Here is a 17,734-nt window from a genome sequence, read left to right on the forward strand (position 1 = left end):
TTGCGCGTTCCTGGCTTAGCTGTCCCGGGCAATAACGAAGCGGGCGGCGTCCTTCAAGGTTTCTGCCTGCGGTCCATACCCATCCAGAGCGGCACAGGCCTGATTTGCCAGGTCCACGGCACGAGCCTTGGCCGCGTCCAGACCCAGCAGCGAGACAAAGGTCGCCTTTCCGGCCGCCGCATCCTTTTGCAGGCGCTTACCGGCTTTTTCGGCGTCACCTTCTACATCCAAGATGTCATCAGCAATCTGGAAGGCAAGTCCAAGGGCACGGGCATATTGGCGCATCGGCTCCGGGTCGATCTGCGCCAGGCGCGCACCCGCACAGGCGGACCATTCGATCAGTGCGCCGGTTTTGCCCGCCTGCAGGAGCGTGATTTCATCCAGTGTCAGCGGCGTTTCCGCCGTTTCCGCCGCAATATCCAGCGCCTGACCCAGCACCATCCCCTGCGCCCCACTCGCCTTGGCCAATGTCACGGCCAGTTCCGCGCGCACTTCGGCGGTTCCGACCTCGGGTAGGGAGCACAACTCAAATGCCAGCGTCTGCAAGGCATCGCCGGTCAAAAGGGCAGTGCCTTCGTCCCATTTCACGTGCACTGTCGGGCGACCTCGGCGCATATCATCGTTGTCCATGCAAGGCAGATCGTCATGGACGAGCGAATAAGCGTGCAACGCCTCGATCCCTGTTGCGGGCCAGATCGCCTGCGCGGCGTCAATTCCATGTAACCGTGCGCTTTCCAGTACCAGGAACCCGCGCAGGCGCTTTCCGCCCTCGGTGGCATAGGCCATCGCCCGGGTCACATCCAGATCGTCCAGCGCCCCCAGCACCAGATCGAACTGGTGCTGAATCCGCGCGGCATCCTGCGCTAGAATGTCCTGAAACATCTACAGACCTTCGACAGAGGTCGTCCCGGTCGGCTGCCCGTCGGCGTCCAAAGTGATCGCAGCCACCTTTTCCTCGGCCCGCTTCAGCTCGTCCTCGCAGCGTTTCTTTAGCTGCGCGCCACGCTCATACAGCGCGATGGATTGGTCCAGCGCCACGTCGCCGCGCTCCAGCTGGCCGACCACGGCCTCAAGCTCTTTCATCGCCTGTTCGAAAGTCATCTGCTCAACTGGGGTATCGGTCATCGTGCTGCCTTCATCAGTTCTTCCACATGGGCGCGTGTCGCCTCGGCCAGTGCGTTCAGATCATATCCGCCTTCCAGAGTCGAGACGATGCGGCCGCCGCAAACCTCATCGGCGATCCTGCACAGTTCGGCCGTGATCCAGGCGAAGTCGCCGGTCGACCAGTTGAGATTGGCCAGGGGATCGTTCTGATGCGCGTCGAACCCGGCCGAGATAATGATCAGTTCCGGCTTGAATGCACGCAAACGCGGAAAGGCTTGCGTTTCGTAGGCCCTGCGCATTTCAGGGCCACCCGTACCGGGCGCCAGCGGAATATTCAGGATTGTCTCGAAGGCGCCGGTCTCATCCGGACGACCCGATCCGGGCCACAATGGCATCTGTTGGCTGGTGATCAGCAACGCGCGCCGCTCGTCCCAAAGCAAATCCTGTGTACCGTTGCCGTGATGTACATCAAAATCCACCACCGCCACCCGGCCAAGACCATGATGGTCCAGCGCATGTTTGGCCGCCAGCGCAGCATTGCCGAACAGGCAGAACCCCATGGCCGTGTCAGTTTCGGCATGATGCCCCGGGGGTCGGATGGCGCAGAAGGCATTTCCGGCGTCTCCCCCCAAAACCATGTCCACGGCCCGAACAACCGCACCGGCGGCGCGATAGGCAGCGTCGATCGAACCCGGAGACAGGAACGTGTCCCCGTCAATCTGGGCAAATCCGTCGACGGGGCGCATTTTGCGCAGGTCGCTGATGTAGCTTTGCGGGTGTATGCGCAAAAGATCGTCATCCGCCGCCAATGGGGCGGTCACCCGATTCAGGTCCAGGGGTTCAAGCGCATGCAGAATATGCTCCAGCCGTGCGACACGTTCGGGGTGCCCGTCGGGTGTTACATGCCCAAGGCAATCCGCGTGGGTCAAAAGGGCTGTTTTCATGGGGATCCCTTCTTCATCTGGCTAAAAATATCCTCGCCGAAGGCTTGAAGTCGCCGCGCAGCGGCACCTCTCAGTCCGGCGCCAGCATGTACCCGGCCCCGCGCACTGTCTGAAGATAGCGCGGTTGCTTCGGGTCCTGTTCGATCTTGCGGCGCAGGCGGGTGATCTGCACATCCACCGCCCGCTCCTGTGCCTGGCCTTTGTCCCGGCCCAAATCCTCGACAAGTTTGGCGCGGCTGATCGGTTCACCCGGCTGGGCCGAAAAAATCTTCATCAACTGGCTTTCCGTCGCCGTCAGCCGTACCGGGTTCTCGCCCTGCCACATCTCTCCGCGCTCGATATCGTACCGAATGGGTCCAAGATGCAAAATCTTGGTTGCGCTGTCCTGTGCAGGCGTGTCTGGCATCCGCCTCAGGATCGCGTTGATCCGCAGCAGCAGTTCCTTGGGCTCAAAGGGTTTGGACAGGTAGTCGTCCGCGCCCGCTTCCAGCCCGGAAATCCGATGCTCGGTCTCACCCTTTGCCGTCAACAGAAGGATCGGTGTCGCATGAGTTTCGCGCAGGGACCGCGTCAGGCTGACGCCGTCCTCGCCGGGCATCATCACATCCAGAACGATCAGGTCAAAGTCCAGTCCGGACAGCACCCGCCGGGCGTGCGCCGCATCCCGGGCCGCTGTGACCAGAAATCCGCTACGCATCAGGAATTTCTTGAGGAGATCACGAATGCGCTCGTCATCATCGACGATCAGCAGATGGGCGTCCATTTCGCTCATGAAGTCGTATCCCGCAATTTCGTATATGCATGACGCATATCAGCATCCATCATCGCTTCAAGCACTTTGCGAAAACCCGAGACCGCCTCGGGTCCGGCTTCCTTGTAAGCCGCGCGCATCCGAACGCGCTGCGCCTCGGACAGCGTCGCCTCCAGTGCCCTGCCACTGTCTGTCAGAAATAGGTGTCGTTCCCGTTTGTCCACTGTTCCGACCCGGCTTTCCACCAAACCGTCTTCGATCAAAGTGCGTAAGACCCTGTTCAGAGACTGTTTTGTCACCCCCAGAATGGCCAGCAGATTATTGACCGTTGTCCCCGGCGCGCGGTTGATGAAATGGATGGCCCTGTGATGCGCACGGCCATAGGCCATCTGCGCCAGAATGCGATCCGGATCGGCGGTAAAGCCGCGATACGCAAAGAACATCGCCTCGATCCCCTGCCGCAACTGCTCGTCAGTCAGAAACAGCAGGCTTTCTCCACCAAAGACCTGAGCCGGGCGGGTGTCGGACATATTGCGCCTCATTCGTTACTCGGGTTGACTTTATGTCAGTGATATTGACATTCCAAGTGCACACAGGAATCGATTCCCAGTTTTTGCGCAATTTCATGTCCATTTCAGGCAAAACTTGCGCAACAATCGGAAACAATTACCGGCTCAGGAGGTTCGCATGGCGGGATATGACGATCGTGACGGTGTCATCTGGTTGGATGGCAAACTTGTACCCTGGCGCGAGGCCAATGTGCATATTCTGACCCACGCGATGCATTATGCCTCGTCCGTATTCGAAGGCGAACGGGCGTATAACGGCAAAATTTTCAAAAGTCGCGAGCATTCGAAACGTCTGATCGCCTCGGCCGAGGCACTGGACATGCCCATGCCTTATGACGTCGATCAGATCGAAGCCGCCAAGGAAGAGGCGCTGAAAGCCAGCGGTCTTCAGGATGCCTATGTACGCGCACTGGTCTGGCGCGGTTCGGGTGACGATATGGGTGTGGCTTCGGCCAGAAACCCGGTGCGGATGGCTGTCGCGGTCTGGCCCTGGGGCGCATATTATGGCGACGCCAAGATGCAGGGCGCCAAGTTGGACATCGCCGAATGGAAGCGGCCCAGCCCGGAAACCATACCGGTTCACGCCAAGGCGGCGGGCCTCTACATGATCTGCACGATCTCGAAACACAAGGCCGAAGCGAAAGGCTGCTCGGACGCCCTGTTCATGGATTGGCGTGGGTTTGTGGCCGAGGCAACCGGCGCCAACGTGTTCTTCGTCAAGGATGGCGAGGTTCACACACCGTTGGCCGACTGCTTCCTGAACGGCATCACCCGCCAAACGGTCATTCAGATGCTGAAGGACAAAGGCATCACCGTGCATGAGCGGCGGATCAAACCCGAAGAGATGGCCGATTTCGAGCAATGCTGGCTGACCGGCACCGCTGCTGAGGTCACCCCGGTTGGGCAGATCGGCAACTATACGTTCGAAGTTGGCGATCTGACCCGCGAAATCGCGGCAGACTACGAAGCCCTCGTCCGCGCCTAATCCAGAGCCCGAAAACCATTGAAACCCTTGCTTTTGGCGGGGGTTTTTCTTTGCAGGTTGTCCGGATTTCCTTGCTGAACGTTCAGCCGGATGGACGATTACGCAAGGATGTGTAGATTACAGTCATGTTGGACCTGCTCAGCGATATCCTCACGCGCCTGTCCCTGCGCGGGACGTTCTATTTCCGGACATCCTTTACGCCCCCTTTTGGAATTCAGGTTCCGGCCTTTGAAAACGTGGCTCGGTTCCATTTCGTGCAACGCGGGGAATTGAAGGTTCATGTGTCCTCAACCGGAGACACATTGCGTCTCAAACAAGGGGATTTGATCCTTGTTCCGCATGGTGCGGCCCATGCGTTGTTGTGCAACGAGGTCAGACCATTCGATGCGTTGCCACTGGAGCAGGTGCTGCAGCAGTCCGGCTATCAGGGTGACGGTGTTCTGGTCTATGGGGGAGAGGCCAAAGATCGCGACACCCAGCTGATCTGCGGGCATTTCTCTTTCACCGGGCCACCGGGGCGACGCGGAACAGGACATATGCTGATCGACCGGCTGCCGCCCTATATTCTGATCGAAAATTACGGCGAAGAGGCGGGCGCCTGGATCGAGGCTACCCTGCGCATGATCGGCTCGGAAGTGAGCGGGGCCCGGATCGGGGGTGACCTGATCGCGCTGAAACTGTCCGAGGTCCTGTTTGCACAGGCAATTCGTGCCTATCTGGAACACCTAAGCCCCAGTAACACCGCCCTGGCGGGATTTGCCGACCAGCGGGTTTCGCGCGCGCTTACCGCGTTTCACCGCGCCCCCGCACAGGAGTGGAGCGTGGAGACACTGGCCCGCGAGGCAGGAATGTCGCGCACGGCATTCGCACAGTTGTTTGCCGAGAAGATGGGAACGACACCCATGCAGTATTTGACCAACTGGCGCATGCAGATTGCCTGCCATGGCCTGACCGAAAGCCGCTGGAACGTCGCTGATGCCGCCGCCGAAGTGGGTTACGCCTCGGAGGCTGCGTTTTCCCGCGTTTTCAAAAAACAGATCGGCCTGTCCCCCGCGGCCTATCGGGCGATGAACTAATACCTCGATCTGTTGAACGATCTGCAAAGAATTGCGAACGCCAAGAGCTAATGCGTCCCGACTTGCACCCTTATCTTGGGGCTACTCCAAGCAAGGAAAGGAAACATCATGTCTCTTCGTTTCGTAACGCGCACCGTGCACGCCTATCTTGATTACCCGGTCGCCCTGGCCCTTATGATCCTGCCTTTTGTTCTGGGATTGGGTCAATCAAACCCGATGGCCTTGTGGCTGTCAGTCACAACAGGCGTCGCCGCATTTGTTCTGACCGTTCTGACCGATCATCACCTTGGGATCTGGCGGGTCCTGCCCTACAAGCTCCATCTCACGGTGGACCTGATTGTCGGGATCACCTTTCTGCTGGCACCCAGCCTTTTTGGTTTCACCGGGCTGGACGCGGTCTTTTACTGGCTGAACGGTGCGGCCGTAGTTGTTGTCATTTCACTCAGCGCGCCCGAGCAAGGCGTCACCGCCTGAGTGCAATTTCAGACTTGAGCATTCCGACTAAAACAGTCAGAATATCAAGAGGCGCCAGATGCATCTGTTTCGGCATCAGGTTTCGGGGCGGTCTGCGAGCTTAGCGCGGCACAAGGTGACGGCACGCCACCGCCCCGAAAACGACTATGAGAGGTTTGGGATGTGTCGCCCGTTTGATGAACTCATGTCCAAACACAAGGCTGCGACCTCCTGCGGGTGTGGCCGCAATGAAGATTATGCCGCCTATCTCGATCAGAACGGGCCAATCAGCAAAGATGCAGACACCCGAATTTTCAAAGAAGAGCCGGCTCGTCTACGCGAGTCAGTGCGCCGTGTGTTTGAAGCCCGAGCCGCGCGAAGCGGCCCGATGAACGATCAATGAATCAGCCCGATATCAGAAATCGACGCCGCGCTGGGCCTTGATACCGGCCTGAAACGGGTGTTTTTCCACGGTCATTTCCGTGACCAGATCGGCGTAGTCCCGCAGCGCTTGAGGCGCGTCGCGACCTGTCAGAAAGACGCTGGTACGCCCTGACCGGTTCTTCAGCCCGTCGATCACCTGTTCGACCGAAAGGTACTCATAGCGCAATGCGATGTTGATCTCGTCCAGCACGACCAGATCATAATCTCCGCTGCTCATCAGCTTGCACGCTTTGTCGAAAGCGGCGTTTGCGGCGGCGATATCGCGTTCCTTGTCCTGTGTATCCCAGGTGAAACCTTCGCCCATGGTGTGCCACGTCACCAGATCGCGCTCTTCAAAAAAGCGCCGTTCACCGGTTTTCCATTTGCCCTTGATGAACTGTACAACGGCAACCTGCTGACCCCAGCCCAGCGCCCTGATCACGACACCAAATGCGGCCGAGGATTTGCCTTTGCCCTTGCCTGTGTTGATCAGAACCAGGCCGCGTTCGGGATCGACCGCCTCGGAAACCTTCTTACGGTGCTCAGCCTGCACCTTTTGCATCTTTTCCTTGTGATCCTGTGCGTCACTCATCGGGAAACCTCGTTGTTTGTCGCGCCCAAACTAGGGAAAGATGGCGAAAGGTAAAGTCACGCTTTGGGGTCCGTGACAGATCTGGCCTTGCCGCGCTCCAGCCCCAGTTGATGCTCGCGCCAGATCACCACCGCATTGCCGGCGATGACCAGAACTGCCCCAAGCAGAATGGCCAGCGTTGGCAGCTCATCGAACCAGACATAGCCGATGCCGATGGCAAACAACATGGTCGTGTAGTCATATGGGGCAAGCATCGAGGCCTGTCCAAACCGGTACGAGGACGTCACCAGGATTTGCGCGACCCCCCCGGTCAGTCCCATCGCAATCAGTATCGCCAGTTGCTCCCATGTCGGCACGGCCCAGCCCCAGAATACCGTCAGCCCGGACAGGGCGGTCGCCGTAACCGAAAAGTAGAAAACAATCGCTGCCGGATGGTCCACCTGAACCAATTGCCGGATGTGAATCTGCACAAAGGCCCGCGCGATTGTTGCGCCCAGCACGCAAAGCGCACCAATTGTGGCTGCCAGTTCCAGTTCGGTGCTGCCAAGCCGCGGCCACAGCATGATCAGAACACCCAAAAGGCCCAGAACGACAGCACCAATGCGGATCAAACGGATACGTTCGCCCAACATGACCGCTGCGAGAACCAGGGTAAAAATCGGGGTCGCGTAGCCAATGGCAGTCACTTCGGGCAGCGGCAGCAGGCTGAGCCCAGTGAAAGTCAAACCCATTGCGGTCGTGCCCAGAACACCGCGCCAGAAGTGACCCATCGGCTTTTTGACCACGAAGCCCTGCGCCAGTTCCCCACGCGATACCAGCCAGATGATGATGACCGGAATGGCAAAGAGCGACCGAAAAAAAACCAGCTCACCCGGAGGAAAATCTTCGGACAATGCCTTGACCAGCGCCGACATCGAGGTGAACAGAAAAAGGGCGCTGAGTTTCAGCGCCACGGCCAGTACGGGTCGATGCGATGTTAAGGGTTTTGCCATCGGCGCGACCCTGCGCCTTTGCGGCGCAAAGATCAACGGCTGGAATCAGCGGTCTGTCCAGCTTGGTGGCAAGGTACTGCCGATCTCTTCCGCGAATTCTTCAAGAAAACGGATCATCCGACCGATCCGCTGCTGTGCGATCTGTTTTCCGGTCTCGGTCAGCATGTCGTTCGGCAGGCTGAGAAGCTTGACTTTCCAATGGTCGACCGAGAAGTGCAGGTCATCCAGAGGCCGGTGTTCTGCAAACGGATCGGCCGGGTCATAAAGCGACCGCCCCAACGCGCCCGAAACAGAAAAGTTGCGGGCTACGCCGATCGCGCCCAACGCATCCAGCCGGTCGGCATCCCGCAGAATACGGGCCTCATCCGTTTCAGGCGTGATGTTGGCCGAAAAGCTGTGGGATTCAATTGCGTGCTGAATGGCGCGGATTTGATCCGGGCGATAGCCCAATTCCCTCAGAACAGTCTCTGATTCCGTGGCGGACCGGCGCGAGGCCAGATGCCGGCAAGGGTCATCTTTTGGCAGGTTCACCAAATCATGCAGATAGCTTGCGGCCAGAAGCACGGCCATATCCGTTTCGCGATCCGCGATGGCCTGCGCATTCACCCAGACCCGGTCCAGATGGGCCAGATCATGGGCAGGGTCGGTCTCCATCCGCTGCGCAACGATGCCGCGCAGGCGCGTACGCAGATCAGCCGATCCGTCCACGGTTCTCTCCGATCTGGCCGCGGTGCAGCAGCAGGTGGTCGAGGATCACGCATGCCATCATCGCCTCGCCTACCGGGACAGCGCGAATGCCGACGCAGGGGTCATGGCGGCCTTTTGTGATGATTTCGGTCTCTTCCCCGGATTTGGTGATCGTTTTGCGAGTGGTCAGGATGGACGAGGTCGGCTTGACCGCGAAACGGACAACAATATCCTGTCCGGTCGAGATACCGCCGAGAATACCGCCCGCGTGGTTCGAACTGTATTGCGGGCCGTTCTGGCCCATGAAGATCTCATCTGCATTGGCCTCTCCGGTCAGTTCCGCCGCGGCCATGCCCTCGCCGATCTCGACGCCCTTGACCGCATTGATCGACATCATCGCGGCGGCCAGATCAGTGTCTAACTTGGCATAAACCGGCGCACCAAGACCGGCAGGAACGCCGCGCGCGACCACTTCGACCACGGCACCAACCGAGTTTCCGGATTTGCGCAGATCGTCCAGAAAAGCCGCCCAACCCTCGGCCGCGTGCGCATCCGGGGTCCAGAACGGATTTTGTTCGATCTGGGACCAGTCGAAATTGTCACGATTAATCTTGTGGGGTCCGATCTGCGTCATGTAACCGGTGATCTGAACATTGGGGGCAATCTGTTTGATCGCCTCACGCGCCAGACCTCCGGCCGCAACACGAGAGGCCGTTTCGCGGGCCGAACTGCGCCCGCCACCGCGATAATCGCGGATGCCGTATTTCTGCCAGTAGGTGATATCGGCGTGGCCCGGGCGGAACTTGTCCATGATGTCGCCGTAATCTTTCGAGCGCTGATCGGTGTTTTCGATCATCAGCTGCACGGGGGTCCCGGTGGTCTGGCCTTCGAACACACCCGAGAGGATTTTCACCTGATCCGGTTCACGCCGCTGGGTGGTGAACTTGTTCTGCCCCGGTTTGCGCTTGTCCAGCCAGTGCTGGATCATCGCCTCGTCAATCGCGACGCCCGGCGGGCAGCCATCGACGGTCGCACCCAAAGCGGGTCCGTGGCTTTCACCCCAGGTGGTGACGCGGAAAAGATGGCCAAAGCTGTTCATCGACATGAGGCGTGCTCCTTTGCGCGATGTGATTAGCGGTCGCGGGGCCCGGCCTCAAGCGGATTTGCTGATTGGTCCGGGCGGTGCTACCCGATGGGCAGCGCGTTTTGAGTATTTTTGAAAAGATGAAGTTCAGGCGACTTGCGCAATCTCTGCACGGGATTCGGTGATCTTGAGAGCGGCCTGTGCGGCTTCGCGCCCTTTTTGAACGAAATGCGCACGATAGATGGCGTTGTGGTGATCGGTTTCCTGATACTGGTGCGGCGTGAGCGAAACCGACAGGACCGGAACGCCCGTGTCCATTCCGGCGCGCATCAGCCCGTCGACCACGGCCTGCGCCACGAAATCATGCCGGTAGATGCCGCCATCCACGACAAAGGCGGCGCAGGCAACAGCGGCGTAGCGCCCGGTTTGGGCCAGATCGCGGGCCAGCAGAGGCATCTCGAACGCGCCCGGCACGTCGAAAACATCGACCTGATCGGCAGGGATCAGTTCCAGAAAACCATCGAGCGCACGGTCAACGATGTCCGAATGCCAGTTGGCTTTGACGAATGCATAGCGGGTGTGTGTCATCAAGATCTCCTATCGGTTTGGTTGCCAACTGGCTGTCGCGAGAACCGGTTCCCACTTTTCACTGCCAGCCCGGCATGACACGTCACCCAAGGCGATCACGAGCCGCCGCGCCGTTTGGCGGCGCGCCAGCACGTTCTCTTTCATCCGGACTGTAACCGTCGGCTCTGGCCTCTCACCAGATCTGCTGACACCCCGGTCGCCGGGGCCGCTCGCGGGCTTGCGGGTCGTGGCCCGCATACCGCCGGTGGGGAATTCCGCCCCGCCCTGAGAACGCGCGGACCTTGCCAAGGTGCGGGCGGTTCTGCAAGAGATTTCGCAGGAGGATAGACATGCACCCGAACCCTGCCTTCCGCGCTGAAGACACTGCGCGCCATATCGCCTTTGCCCGAGAACGGGCGTTCGGGGTTCTGGCCCTTTCCACGGAGCAGGCGCCGTTGCTCAGCCATGTGCCTTTCTTAATCAGCGAAGATGGGGCCGTTGCCGACCTGCATCTGGTGCGATCGAACCCGATTGTGCACGCACTGAAACAGCCGCGTGTTGCCCGGATCGCCGTGTCCGGGCCGGACGGGTACATCTCACCCGATTGGTACGAGGCCGAGGACCAGGTGCCAACATGGAACTATGTCGCCGTGCACCTGACAGGCCGGATCAGGGTACTGCCACATTCTGAATTGCGGGATTTGCTGGATCGCCAATCCGCTTTCTACGAAGAGCGCCTGCGGCCCAAGCCGCCCTGGACCGCCGGAAAGATGAGTTCGGACGCGTTGGAGCGCATGATGCGGATGATTGTCCCGTGCAGAATACAGGTGGACGACATTCAGGGCACCTGGAAGCTGAATCAGAACAAAGCCGACAAGATGCGGCATACTGCGGCCGACTACGTTGAAGCGGATGGTTTTGGCAGCGAGACCGGATTGCTGGCCACATTGATGCGGGGAACATGACCAGCCGGATCGGTCATTCGCTGAAGGTCGCCAGATAGGCCGCGATATCGTCGGCGCCCTTTTTCAGCCTGACGCTCATGTTCGGACGCGCGGTTTCGTCATTAAGATACTCCCTGATGAAGCCGATCGGATCTTGGGAGTAGGCAGAAATGTTCTCTTCGGTCCAAACCAGCCCTTCCTCGCCCGCCCGTATCATGTCGTCGGTAAACATACCGATCGGCAGACGCTCGCTGCCATAGCGATAATCATTTTCGGCTCCGGCAACGCGGCCGATGACACCAAAGAGATTCGGGCCGTTTATGCCGCCTTTGACCAAAACCTCGCCATCTTTGATGATTGCGTGGCAAGAAGAACAGCGGTTGTAGAGTTTTTCGCCTTTTTCCGGATCGCCGGCGGCCGTGGCCTGAGATGCAGCGGCCAGCGCCAGGGTCACGACGGTTGCAAAGAGCTTTGACATAGAGAACGTCCTGTTGCGGGTGAGGTTTCCCCCGCCCTTCCGGGATTCCCGTTAAAAGTGCAATCGAAAACAGTCACAACTATGTTATTGAAAAATATGTATTTTCAACTCAAAATTTACGTGACGGTGGAGGCCCCTAAAGTGGAAATTTGCGCGGCGAAATCTGGTAAGGAGTATGCAGACCGGGGACCTTGTGGCACGTCTGGTGTCAGCATCAGGACAGGTTCCCCGTTTCGATATGTGACCCCGAATCACGTTGCGCCCGATCCGCGGTGATCGGCAAATTTCCCTGCTTAACCCCACTGATATCTTGAAAAAATGCCCCTTCGTTGTGACATGAATGCCCAGATGCGGCGTAGTGCGCGCCTATGACCGCTGGACGAACCGTTTTCTCCCGGATAGATAGCCGCGATGAGACGCCGTATTTGATGCGGTGCTGATGCATGTTTGCCCGGTCCACCCGGGCGTCGGAATCGGAGAAAACCTCGTGTCCCACGCAGAAGACCACGAAGGCACCCGCAGAGATTTCCTCTACTACGTCGCTGGCGGCGCAGGTGTCGTTGCAACGGGGGCGGCCGTCTGGCCCCTGGTCAACCAAATGAACCCATCGGCAGACGTTCAGGCGCTGTCCTCGATCCGCGTGGATGTCAGCGGGGTTGAGCCGGGTACGCAGCTGACAGTCAAGTGGCTGGGCAAGCCCGTGTTCATCCGTCACCGCACCGGTACCGAGATCCAGGAAGCGCAGGAGCAGGACGCCGAAGGCGTTGACGCACTGCCGGATCCGCTGGCCCGCAACTTCAACCTGAACGCTGATGCGCCGGCAACCGACGCCAACCGCGTTATGCCTTCGCCTGAAGGCGAAGCACCGGGCGCATGGATCGTTCAGATGGGCGTCTGCACCCATCTGGGTTGCGTGCCTTTGGGTGATGCCGGCGATTTTGGCGGCTGGTTCTGCCCCTGCCACGGTTCGCACTATGACCTTGCCGGTCGTATCCGCAAAGGCCCCGCGCCTGAAAACCTGCCCGTTCCGCCTGCGGAGTGGACGGATAACTCCACCATCAGACTCGGCTAAGGGAGACCCAGATGTCCGGAATTCCCCACGATCACTATGAGCCGAAGACAAACGGCGAAAAGTGGCTGAACAGCCGCCTTCCCATCGTCGGCCTGCTGTATGACACCCTCATGATCCCGACCCCCAAGAACCTGAACTGGTGGTGGATCTGGGGCATCGTTCTGGCGTTCTGCCTGGCGCTGCAAATCGTCACCGGCATCATCCTGGTGATGCACTATACTCCGCATGTCGATCTGGCCTTTGCCAGCGTCGAACACATCATGCGCAACGTGAATGGCGGCTACTTTATCCGCTATCTGCATATGAACGGCGCGTCGCTGTTCTTTGTTGCGGTCTACATTCACATGTTCCGCGGCCTGTTCTATGGCTCGTACAAAGCCCCGCGTGAGATCACGTGGATCATCGGTATGCTGATCTACCTGATGATGATGGGCACTGCCTTCATGGGCTACGTTCTGCCCTGGGGTCAGATGTCCTTCTGGGGTGCGACCGTGATCACCGGCCTGTTTGGCGCGATCCCGTTCATTGGCGATGCGATCCAGACCTGGCTGCTGGGCGGACCCGCCGTGGACAACGCCACGCTGAACCGCTTCTTCTCGCTGCACTACCTGCTGCCATTCATCATCGCGGCGCTGGTCATCGTGCACATCTGGGCCTTCCACACCACCGGAAACAACAACCCCACGGGTGTTGAGGTGCGTCGTGGCTCGAAGGCCGAGGCAGAGAAAGACACGCTGCCGTTCTGGCCCTACTTCGTGATCAAGGACCTGTTTGCGCTGGCAGTGATCCTGGTAATCTTCTGGGCGATTGTCGGTTTCATGCCGAACTACCTGGGCCACCCGGACAACTACATCGAAGCCAACCCGCTGGTTACGCCTGCGCACATCGTTCCCGAATGGTACTTCCTGCCGTTCTACGCGATCCTGCGTGCGTTCACTGGTGAGGTCTGGGTTGTTCAGTTCGCCAGCTTCATCACCGGCGGTATCGTCGACGCCAAGTTCTTTGGTGTGATTGCGATGTTCGGTGCGATCCTGGCAATGGCTCTGGCACCCTGGCTGGACACGTCGACCGTGCGTTCGGGCAAGTACCGCCCGATGTTCAAATGGTGGTTCTACCTGCTGATCATCGACTTCTTCGCCCTGATGTGGCTGGGTGCGATGCCCGCGGAAGAGCCTTACGCAACCTTCTCGCTGATCGCGTCCGCCTACTGGTTCGCCTATTTCTTCGTGATCCTGCCGATCCTGGGTGTTATCGAAAAACCCGAAGCGCAGCCGGAAACCATCGAAGAAGACTTCAACGCGCATTATGGCAAGGCTGACGCCGACGCCACGCCGGCCGAGTAAGAAGAGGGACCGGAAACATGTTCAAGAAACTTGCAATCGGTGCCGCATTTGCCATCGCCCTTACCCCTGCCGCCTCCTTCGCGGCAGGTGGCGGCGAGCAGCACATCGAAGACTTCGACTTCTCGTTCGAAGGCCCCTTTGGCACCTGGGATCAAAACCAGCTGCAGCGTGGTCTTCAGGTCTACACCGAAGTCTGTGCGGCCTGCCATGGCCTGAGATACGTACCCCTGCGCGATCTTGAGGCGCTGGGATATTCGGAAGAAGAAGTCATCGCCTATGCGGCTGGAAACTTTGAAGTGTTCGATCCCGAGCTGGATGATTTCCGTCCGGCGATCCCGACTGACCACTTCCCGGCCAATGACGGCGTTGGCGCACCGGACCTGAGCCTGATGGCCAAGGCCCGTGCCGGCTTCCACGGCCCTTACGGGTTGGGCATCAACCAGCTGGTCAAAGGCATGGGTGGTGCGGAATACATCGCCTCGCTGCTGGATGGCTATACCGGTAAGGAAAAGGAAGAGGCAGGTGCGGTTCTGTACGAAAACACCGCCTTCCCGGGTGGCTGGATTTCGATGGCACCGCCGCTGGCCGAAGATCAGGTGGAGTTCGCCGATGGCCACCCTGCCACCGTCGAAGCCATGTCCGAGGACATCGCCGCCTTCCTGATGTGGACCGCCGAGCCCAAGATGATGGATCGCAAGAATGCCGGTTTCGTTGGCGTTCTGTTCCTGTCCGTACTGTCGGTCCTGCTGTATCTGGTCAACAAGCGCCTTTGGGCACCCCACAAAGGCAAGAAGCTGCACTAAGCGCTGACCCGCAAAGAACGAAGAAACCCCCGCGCCATTGGCAGCGGGGGTTTTTTGTTGTGACCGGAGGGAAGGGGCCAGCCCCTTCTTGGCCTACGGCCAATTCAACCCCGGGATATTTCTGGCCAGATGAAAAGCGGATCAGGCTGTCAGTTGGGTATCTGTGGTACCCCTGATGGTGGCTGTCACGATCTGGCCTTCGGTTTGCGGTGATGAAAACGTCACCTCGGTGAACTGCTCGGTCCGGCCCATGTTCGGGTTCTCCATCAGGATGTGATGGGTTTTGCCGATCTGCGCCGCCAAGTGCCTAGCAATCTGCGCCTCACCGGCGGACCGCAGCCGCGCGGCGCGGTCTTTGATGACATTGCCGTTGATCTGCTGCGGTATGCGGGCCGCCGGAGTGCCGTCGCGTTTGGAATACGGGAAGACGTGCAGCCAGGTCAGGTCGCAATCTTTGACCAGCTTCAGCGAGTTCTCGAAATGCGCTTCGGATTCGGTTGGGAAACCCGCGATGATATCGGCGCCGAAGGTCATATCGGGGCGCAGTTTGCGAGCCTCTTCCGTGAAGCGAATTGCATCATCGCGCAGGTGACGGCGCTTCATGCGCTTCAGGATCAGATCGTCGCCATGCTGCAACGACAGGTGCAGATGCGGCATCAGGCGCGGCTCGGTCGCGATCGCTTGCATCAGGTTTTCATCCACTTCGATGGAATCAATCGAACTGATCCGCAGGCGCGGCAGGTCCGGTACCAGCTTCAGAATGCGCATCACCAGATCGCCCAGCTTAGGCTGCGCCGGCAGGTCTGCCCCCCACGAGGTCAGGTCAACACCCGTCAAGACAACTTCGTTATACCCCCGCTCCACCAGCCGCTTGATCTGATCGACCACGACGCCCGCTGGCACGCTACGCGAATTGCCACGGCCATAAGGGATGATGCAGAAAGTGCACCGATGGTCACAGCCATTCTGGACCTGCACATAAGCGCGCGAGCGCGTGCCGAACCCGTCGATCAGATGCCCCGCGGTTTCGGTCACGGACATGATATCGTCGACCTGCACGGATTCGGTCTTGCCGATGAAGTCGGCAGCCATGCTTCTCCAGGTCGCGGGCTGCATTTTTTCAGTATTCCCGATCACCGCGTCGACCTCGTCCATACTGGCAAATGTCTCGGGCTCGGTCTGGGCCGCACAACCGGTGACAATCAGACGCGCATTGGGGTTTTCCCGCCGAAGCTTGCGGATTTCCTGCCGGGCCTTGCGCACCGCCTCGGCCGTGACCGCACATGTGTTCACGACAACAGCATCTGTCAGCCCCGCCTCCTGCGACAGTTCTTTCATCGCCTCGGTTTCATAGGCGTTCAGGCGGCAGCCTAGTGTGGTGAATTTGGGCGGGTTCATCCCAGCGACCCTAGGAATTCGGGCGTCAACGTACCCGAGAAGACATGGCAGGTCGGCCCGGTCATCCAGACGCCATCCTCGCGCCAGTCGATCCAGATTGTTCCGCCGTCCAGTTCGATCTGAACCTTGCGCCCGGTCAGGCCCCGGCGCGCAGCCGAAACCGCCGTCGCACATGAGGACGAGCCCGAAGCCAAAGTGATACCCACGCCACGTTCCCACACGCGCATACGCAGGTGATCCGGTCCGATGACCTGCACCACCTGTACATTGGTGCGTTCGGGGTAAAGGGGGTGATGCTCGTATCGCGCGCCGAATTCCGTCAGGGGAATCGCCTCGGCGTCCTCGACAAAGAAGGTGCAATGCGGGTTGCCCATACCGGTCGCGCTCGGGCTGCCCTCGATCGGCAGTTCCAGCGTATCGACCTCTTCTGCGAGCGGGATCTCATGCCAGTCCAATTGCGGAGGCCCCATGTTCACTGCAGTCAGCCCGTCGCCCACATCCCGCGCAACAAGCGTACCGCGTTCTGTTGTCAGGGTCAGGTTGGATTTTCCGGTCTCCTCCATCAGAAACCGGGCAATGCAGCGGGTGGCATTCCCGCAAGCCGCAGACGTCGACCCATCTGCATTGTAAAACACCAGATGCGCGTCTTCTTCACCTTGCTGAATGACGGCAAGCTGGTCGAAACCCACGCCCATCTGACGATGCCCGATTCCCCGCGCCAGGGCGGGCGTCATCTCCACCGACGCCGCACGTGCGTCGAGAATGACGAAGTCATTTCCCAGCCCGTGCATCTTCATAAAGGGCAATCCGGTATCGAGTCTAAGCTGCATGGCGCGCATATAACCCCGCGCAGGACATGAATCCAGTCTGACAGGAAGATTCGTAAAAAAAGGGGTTGACCCCCCTGCGCCACCTGCCTAATTAGGCCGCCTATCGGGTCGCCTGAAACACTGATTTTTCAAGCGGAACGAGGTGCAAAAAAGGTCTTGAACCCAACCGGGAACTTGCCTTAAAGAGCGCCACGGATCGACGAGATCCAAAAAAGAGTGGGCCGTTAGCTCAGTTGGTAGAGCAACTGACTTTTAATCAGTGGGTCGCAGGTTCGAATCCTGCACGGCTCACCACTTTTTCAATAATAACAAAAGCTTACGTTGGCGCCAGAAGTGGCGTCGAAGTTCGGTTATCCTGTGTCCGCCTCGTGTCCGCAGATCCGATACCCGAGATTACAGTTTCGCGTGGTGGCAGGTTTCGTACAATTTGGCTCGCCTGCTCGTGCAAACTAACAAGACCTATAGGTTAGTTGGGCCAAGAATTGCTGTTCGCTCCGGTCGCAAAACTCTTGCTGTGGGTGTGGAGTTATCTGATGGATTGGCGGGGAAGCTGATGGGGTGGATGGCTCCTGCTTCAACCGGCGTCGCAATGCGCCATAGTGCAGGTGTCAAAGTCTGCTTTTGAAAGGAGCCACCCCA

The 17,734-nt window shown here is 59.2% G+C and carries 22 protein-coding genes, 1 tRNA gene and 1 riboswitch; of the genes, 9 read left to right on the top strand and 14 right to left on the bottom strand.

Translation table 11 applies throughout. The features are described from left to right. Positions 1–15 precede the first annotated feature (15 nt). From ACR0CG_RS20455 to ACR0CG_RS20475, 5 genes are all read right to left on the bottom strand, one after another. Positions 16–882, bottom strand: a complete 867-nt coding sequence (locus ACR0CG_RS20455) for a polyprenyl synthetase family protein (protein ID WP_480527176.1) — start codon at positions 880–882, stop codon at positions 16–18. Then, positions 883–1,125 carry an exodeoxyribonuclease VII small subunit gene (locus ACR0CG_RS20460; RefSeq protein WP_170612539.1) on the bottom strand — a complete coding sequence of 81 codons (243 nt, stop codon included), beginning with the start codon at positions 1,123–1,125 and terminating at the stop codon, positions 883–885. Further along, positions 1,122–2,048 carry a histone deacetylase family protein gene (locus ACR0CG_RS20465; protein WP_480527178.1) on the bottom strand — a complete coding sequence of 309 codons (927 nt, stop codon included), beginning with the start codon at positions 2,046–2,048 and terminating at the stop codon, positions 1,122–1,124. Before ACR0CG_RS20465 ends, ACR0CG_RS20460 begins: the two co-directional genes overlap by 4 nt. Positions 2,049–2,118: 70 nt before the next feature. Beyond that, on the bottom strand, positions 2,119–2,820 hold the full coding sequence (locus tag ACR0CG_RS20470; RefSeq protein ID WP_480527180.1) for a response regulator: 702 nt from the start codon (positions 2,818–2,820) through the stop codon (positions 2,119–2,121). Further along, positions 2,817–3,329 (bottom strand): MarR family winged helix-turn-helix transcriptional regulator, encoded by a 513-nt coding sequence (locus tag ACR0CG_RS20475; RefSeq protein WP_480527182.1) that lies wholly within the window; start codon positions 3,327–3,329, stop codon positions 2,817–2,819. The genes ACR0CG_RS20470 and ACR0CG_RS20475 overlap by 4 nt, the downstream gene beginning before the upstream one ends. A 157-nt stretch (positions 3,330–3,486) precedes the next feature. Here ACR0CG_RS20475 and ACR0CG_RS20480 point away from each other — a divergent pair, with 157 nt between their 5' ends. The 4 genes from ACR0CG_RS20480 to ACR0CG_RS20495 all read left to right on the top strand — a co-directional run bounded on the left by ACR0CG_RS20480 (position 3,487) and on the right by ACR0CG_RS20495 (position 6,285). Then, positions 3,487–4,353, top strand: coding sequence for a branched-chain amino acid aminotransferase (locus ACR0CG_RS20480; RefSeq protein WP_480527184.1), 867 nt, complete (start codon positions 3,487–3,489; stop codon positions 4,351–4,353). Positions 4,354–4,478: 125 nt separating this feature from the next. Further along, a complete protein-coding gene (locus ACR0CG_RS20485; RefSeq protein WP_480527186.1) occupies positions 4,479–5,429 on the top strand; it encodes an AraC family transcriptional regulator in 951 nt (316 codons plus the stop codon). A gap of 108 nt (positions 5,430–5,537) precedes the next feature. Further along, entirely contained in the window at positions 5,538–5,903 is a 366-nt protein-coding gene (locus ACR0CG_RS20490; protein ID WP_480527188.1) for an SPW repeat domain-containing protein, read from the top strand. A 184-nt stretch (positions 5,904–6,087) separates the two neighbouring features. Next, a complete protein-coding gene (locus tag ACR0CG_RS20495; protein ID WP_480527190.1) occupies positions 6,088–6,285 on the top strand; it encodes a hypothetical protein in 198 nt (65 codons plus the stop codon). 12 nt (positions 6,286–6,297) lie between these two features. Here the strand turns inward: ACR0CG_RS20495 and cobO are convergent, their stop codons facing one another. The 5 genes from cobO to ACR0CG_RS20520 all read right to left on the bottom strand — a co-directional run bounded on the left by cobO (position 6,298) and on the right by ACR0CG_RS20520 (position 10,248). Continuing rightward, positions 6,298–6,897: a cob(I)yrinic acid a,c-diamide adenosyltransferase gene (gene cobO, locus ACR0CG_RS20500; RefSeq protein ID WP_480527191.1), complete on the bottom strand. Its 600-nt coding sequence runs from the start codon at positions 6,895–6,897 to the stop codon at positions 6,298–6,300. 56 nt (positions 6,898–6,953) lie between these two features. Then, complete coding sequence (locus tag ACR0CG_RS20505; RefSeq protein WP_170682646.1) at positions 6,954–7,889, bottom strand: DMT family transporter; 936 nt, start codon at positions 7,887–7,889, stop codon at positions 6,954–6,956. 45 nt (positions 7,890–7,934) lie between these two features. Continuing rightward, on the bottom strand, positions 7,935–8,597 hold the full coding sequence (locus ACR0CG_RS20510; protein WP_170612555.1) for an HD domain-containing protein: 663 nt from the start codon (positions 8,595–8,597) through the stop codon (positions 7,935–7,937). Then, positions 8,581–9,681: a chorismate synthase gene (aroC, locus tag ACR0CG_RS20515; protein WP_480527193.1), complete on the bottom strand. Its 1,101-nt coding sequence runs from the start codon at positions 9,679–9,681 to the stop codon at positions 8,581–8,583. Before aroC ends, ACR0CG_RS20510 begins: the two co-directional genes overlap by 17 nt. A gap of 126 nt (positions 9,682–9,807) precedes the next feature. Further along, positions 9,808–10,248: a 6,7-dimethyl-8-ribityllumazine synthase gene (locus ACR0CG_RS20520; protein ID WP_170807186.1), complete on the bottom strand. Its 441-nt coding sequence runs from the start codon at positions 10,246–10,248 to the stop codon at positions 9,808–9,810. 128 nt (positions 10,249–10,376) lie between these two features. Continuing rightward, positions 10,377–10,524, bottom strand: a riboswitch (FMN riboswitch). Positions 10,525–10,577: 53 nt separating this feature from the next. On the opposite strand from ACR0CG_RS20520, the gene ACR0CG_RS20525 reads away from it, so the two are divergent. Further along, positions 10,578–11,192: an FMN-binding negative transcriptional regulator gene (locus tag ACR0CG_RS20525; protein WP_480527195.1), complete on the top strand. Its 615-nt coding sequence runs from the start codon at positions 10,578–10,580 to the stop codon at positions 11,190–11,192. A 13-nt stretch (positions 11,193–11,205) separates the two neighbouring features. On the opposite strand, the gene ACR0CG_RS20530 is transcribed toward ACR0CG_RS20525, so the two are convergent. Then, positions 11,206–11,625 carry a c-type cytochrome gene (locus ACR0CG_RS20530; RefSeq protein WP_480527197.1) on the bottom strand — a complete coding sequence of 140 codons (420 nt, stop codon included), beginning with the start codon at positions 11,623–11,625 and terminating at the stop codon, positions 11,206–11,208. 511 nt (positions 11,626–12,136) lie between these two features. Here ACR0CG_RS20530 and petA point away from each other — a divergent pair. Genes petA through ACR0CG_RS20545 form a run of 3 tightly spaced genes read left to right on the top strand, consistent with a single transcriptional unit; the run spans position 12,137 to position 14,867 of the window. Then, positions 12,137–12,721: a ubiquinol-cytochrome c reductase iron-sulfur subunit gene (gene petA, locus ACR0CG_RS20535; protein ID WP_480527199.1), complete on the top strand. Its 585-nt coding sequence runs from the start codon at positions 12,137–12,139 to the stop codon at positions 12,719–12,721. Between the two features lie 11 nt (positions 12,722–12,732). Further along, positions 12,733–14,064: a cytochrome b gene (gene petB / locus ACR0CG_RS20540; protein ID WP_170612566.1), complete on the top strand. Its 1,332-nt coding sequence runs from the start codon at positions 12,733–12,735 to the stop codon at positions 14,062–14,064. 17 nt (positions 14,065–14,081) lie between these two features. Beyond that, positions 14,082–14,867 carry a cytochrome c1 gene (locus ACR0CG_RS20545; protein ID WP_170682650.1) on the top strand — a complete coding sequence of 262 codons (786 nt, stop codon included), beginning with the start codon at positions 14,082–14,084 and terminating at the stop codon, positions 14,865–14,867. A gap of 141 nt (positions 14,868–15,008) precedes the next feature. On the opposite strand, the gene mtaB is transcribed toward ACR0CG_RS20545, so the two are convergent. Further along, positions 15,009–16,265: a tRNA (N(6)-L-threonylcarbamoyladenosine(37)-C(2))-methylthiotransferase MtaB gene (gene mtaB, locus ACR0CG_RS20550; protein ID WP_480527202.1), complete on the bottom strand. Its 1,257-nt coding sequence runs from the start codon at positions 16,263–16,265 to the stop codon at positions 15,009–15,011. Then, positions 16,262–17,104, bottom strand: a complete 843-nt coding sequence (gene dapF, locus ACR0CG_RS20555; protein WP_480527204.1) for a diaminopimelate epimerase — start codon at positions 17,102–17,104, stop codon at positions 16,262–16,264. Before dapF ends, mtaB begins: the two co-directional genes overlap by 4 nt. Before the next feature lie 209 nt (positions 17,105–17,313). Here dapF and ACR0CG_RS20560 point away from each other — a divergent pair. Then, positions 17,314–17,389 (top strand) — tRNA-Lys (locus ACR0CG_RS20560). 165 nt (positions 17,390–17,554) lie between these two features. Here the strand turns inward: ACR0CG_RS20560 and ACR0CG_RS20565 are convergent. Beyond that, positions 17,555–17,734: hypothetical protein (locus ACR0CG_RS20565; protein WP_480527206.1), on the bottom strand; the 180-nt coding region annotated here is incomplete at its 5' end.

The sequence above is a fragment of the Ruegeria sp. AB8 genome, assembly GCF_056542605.1.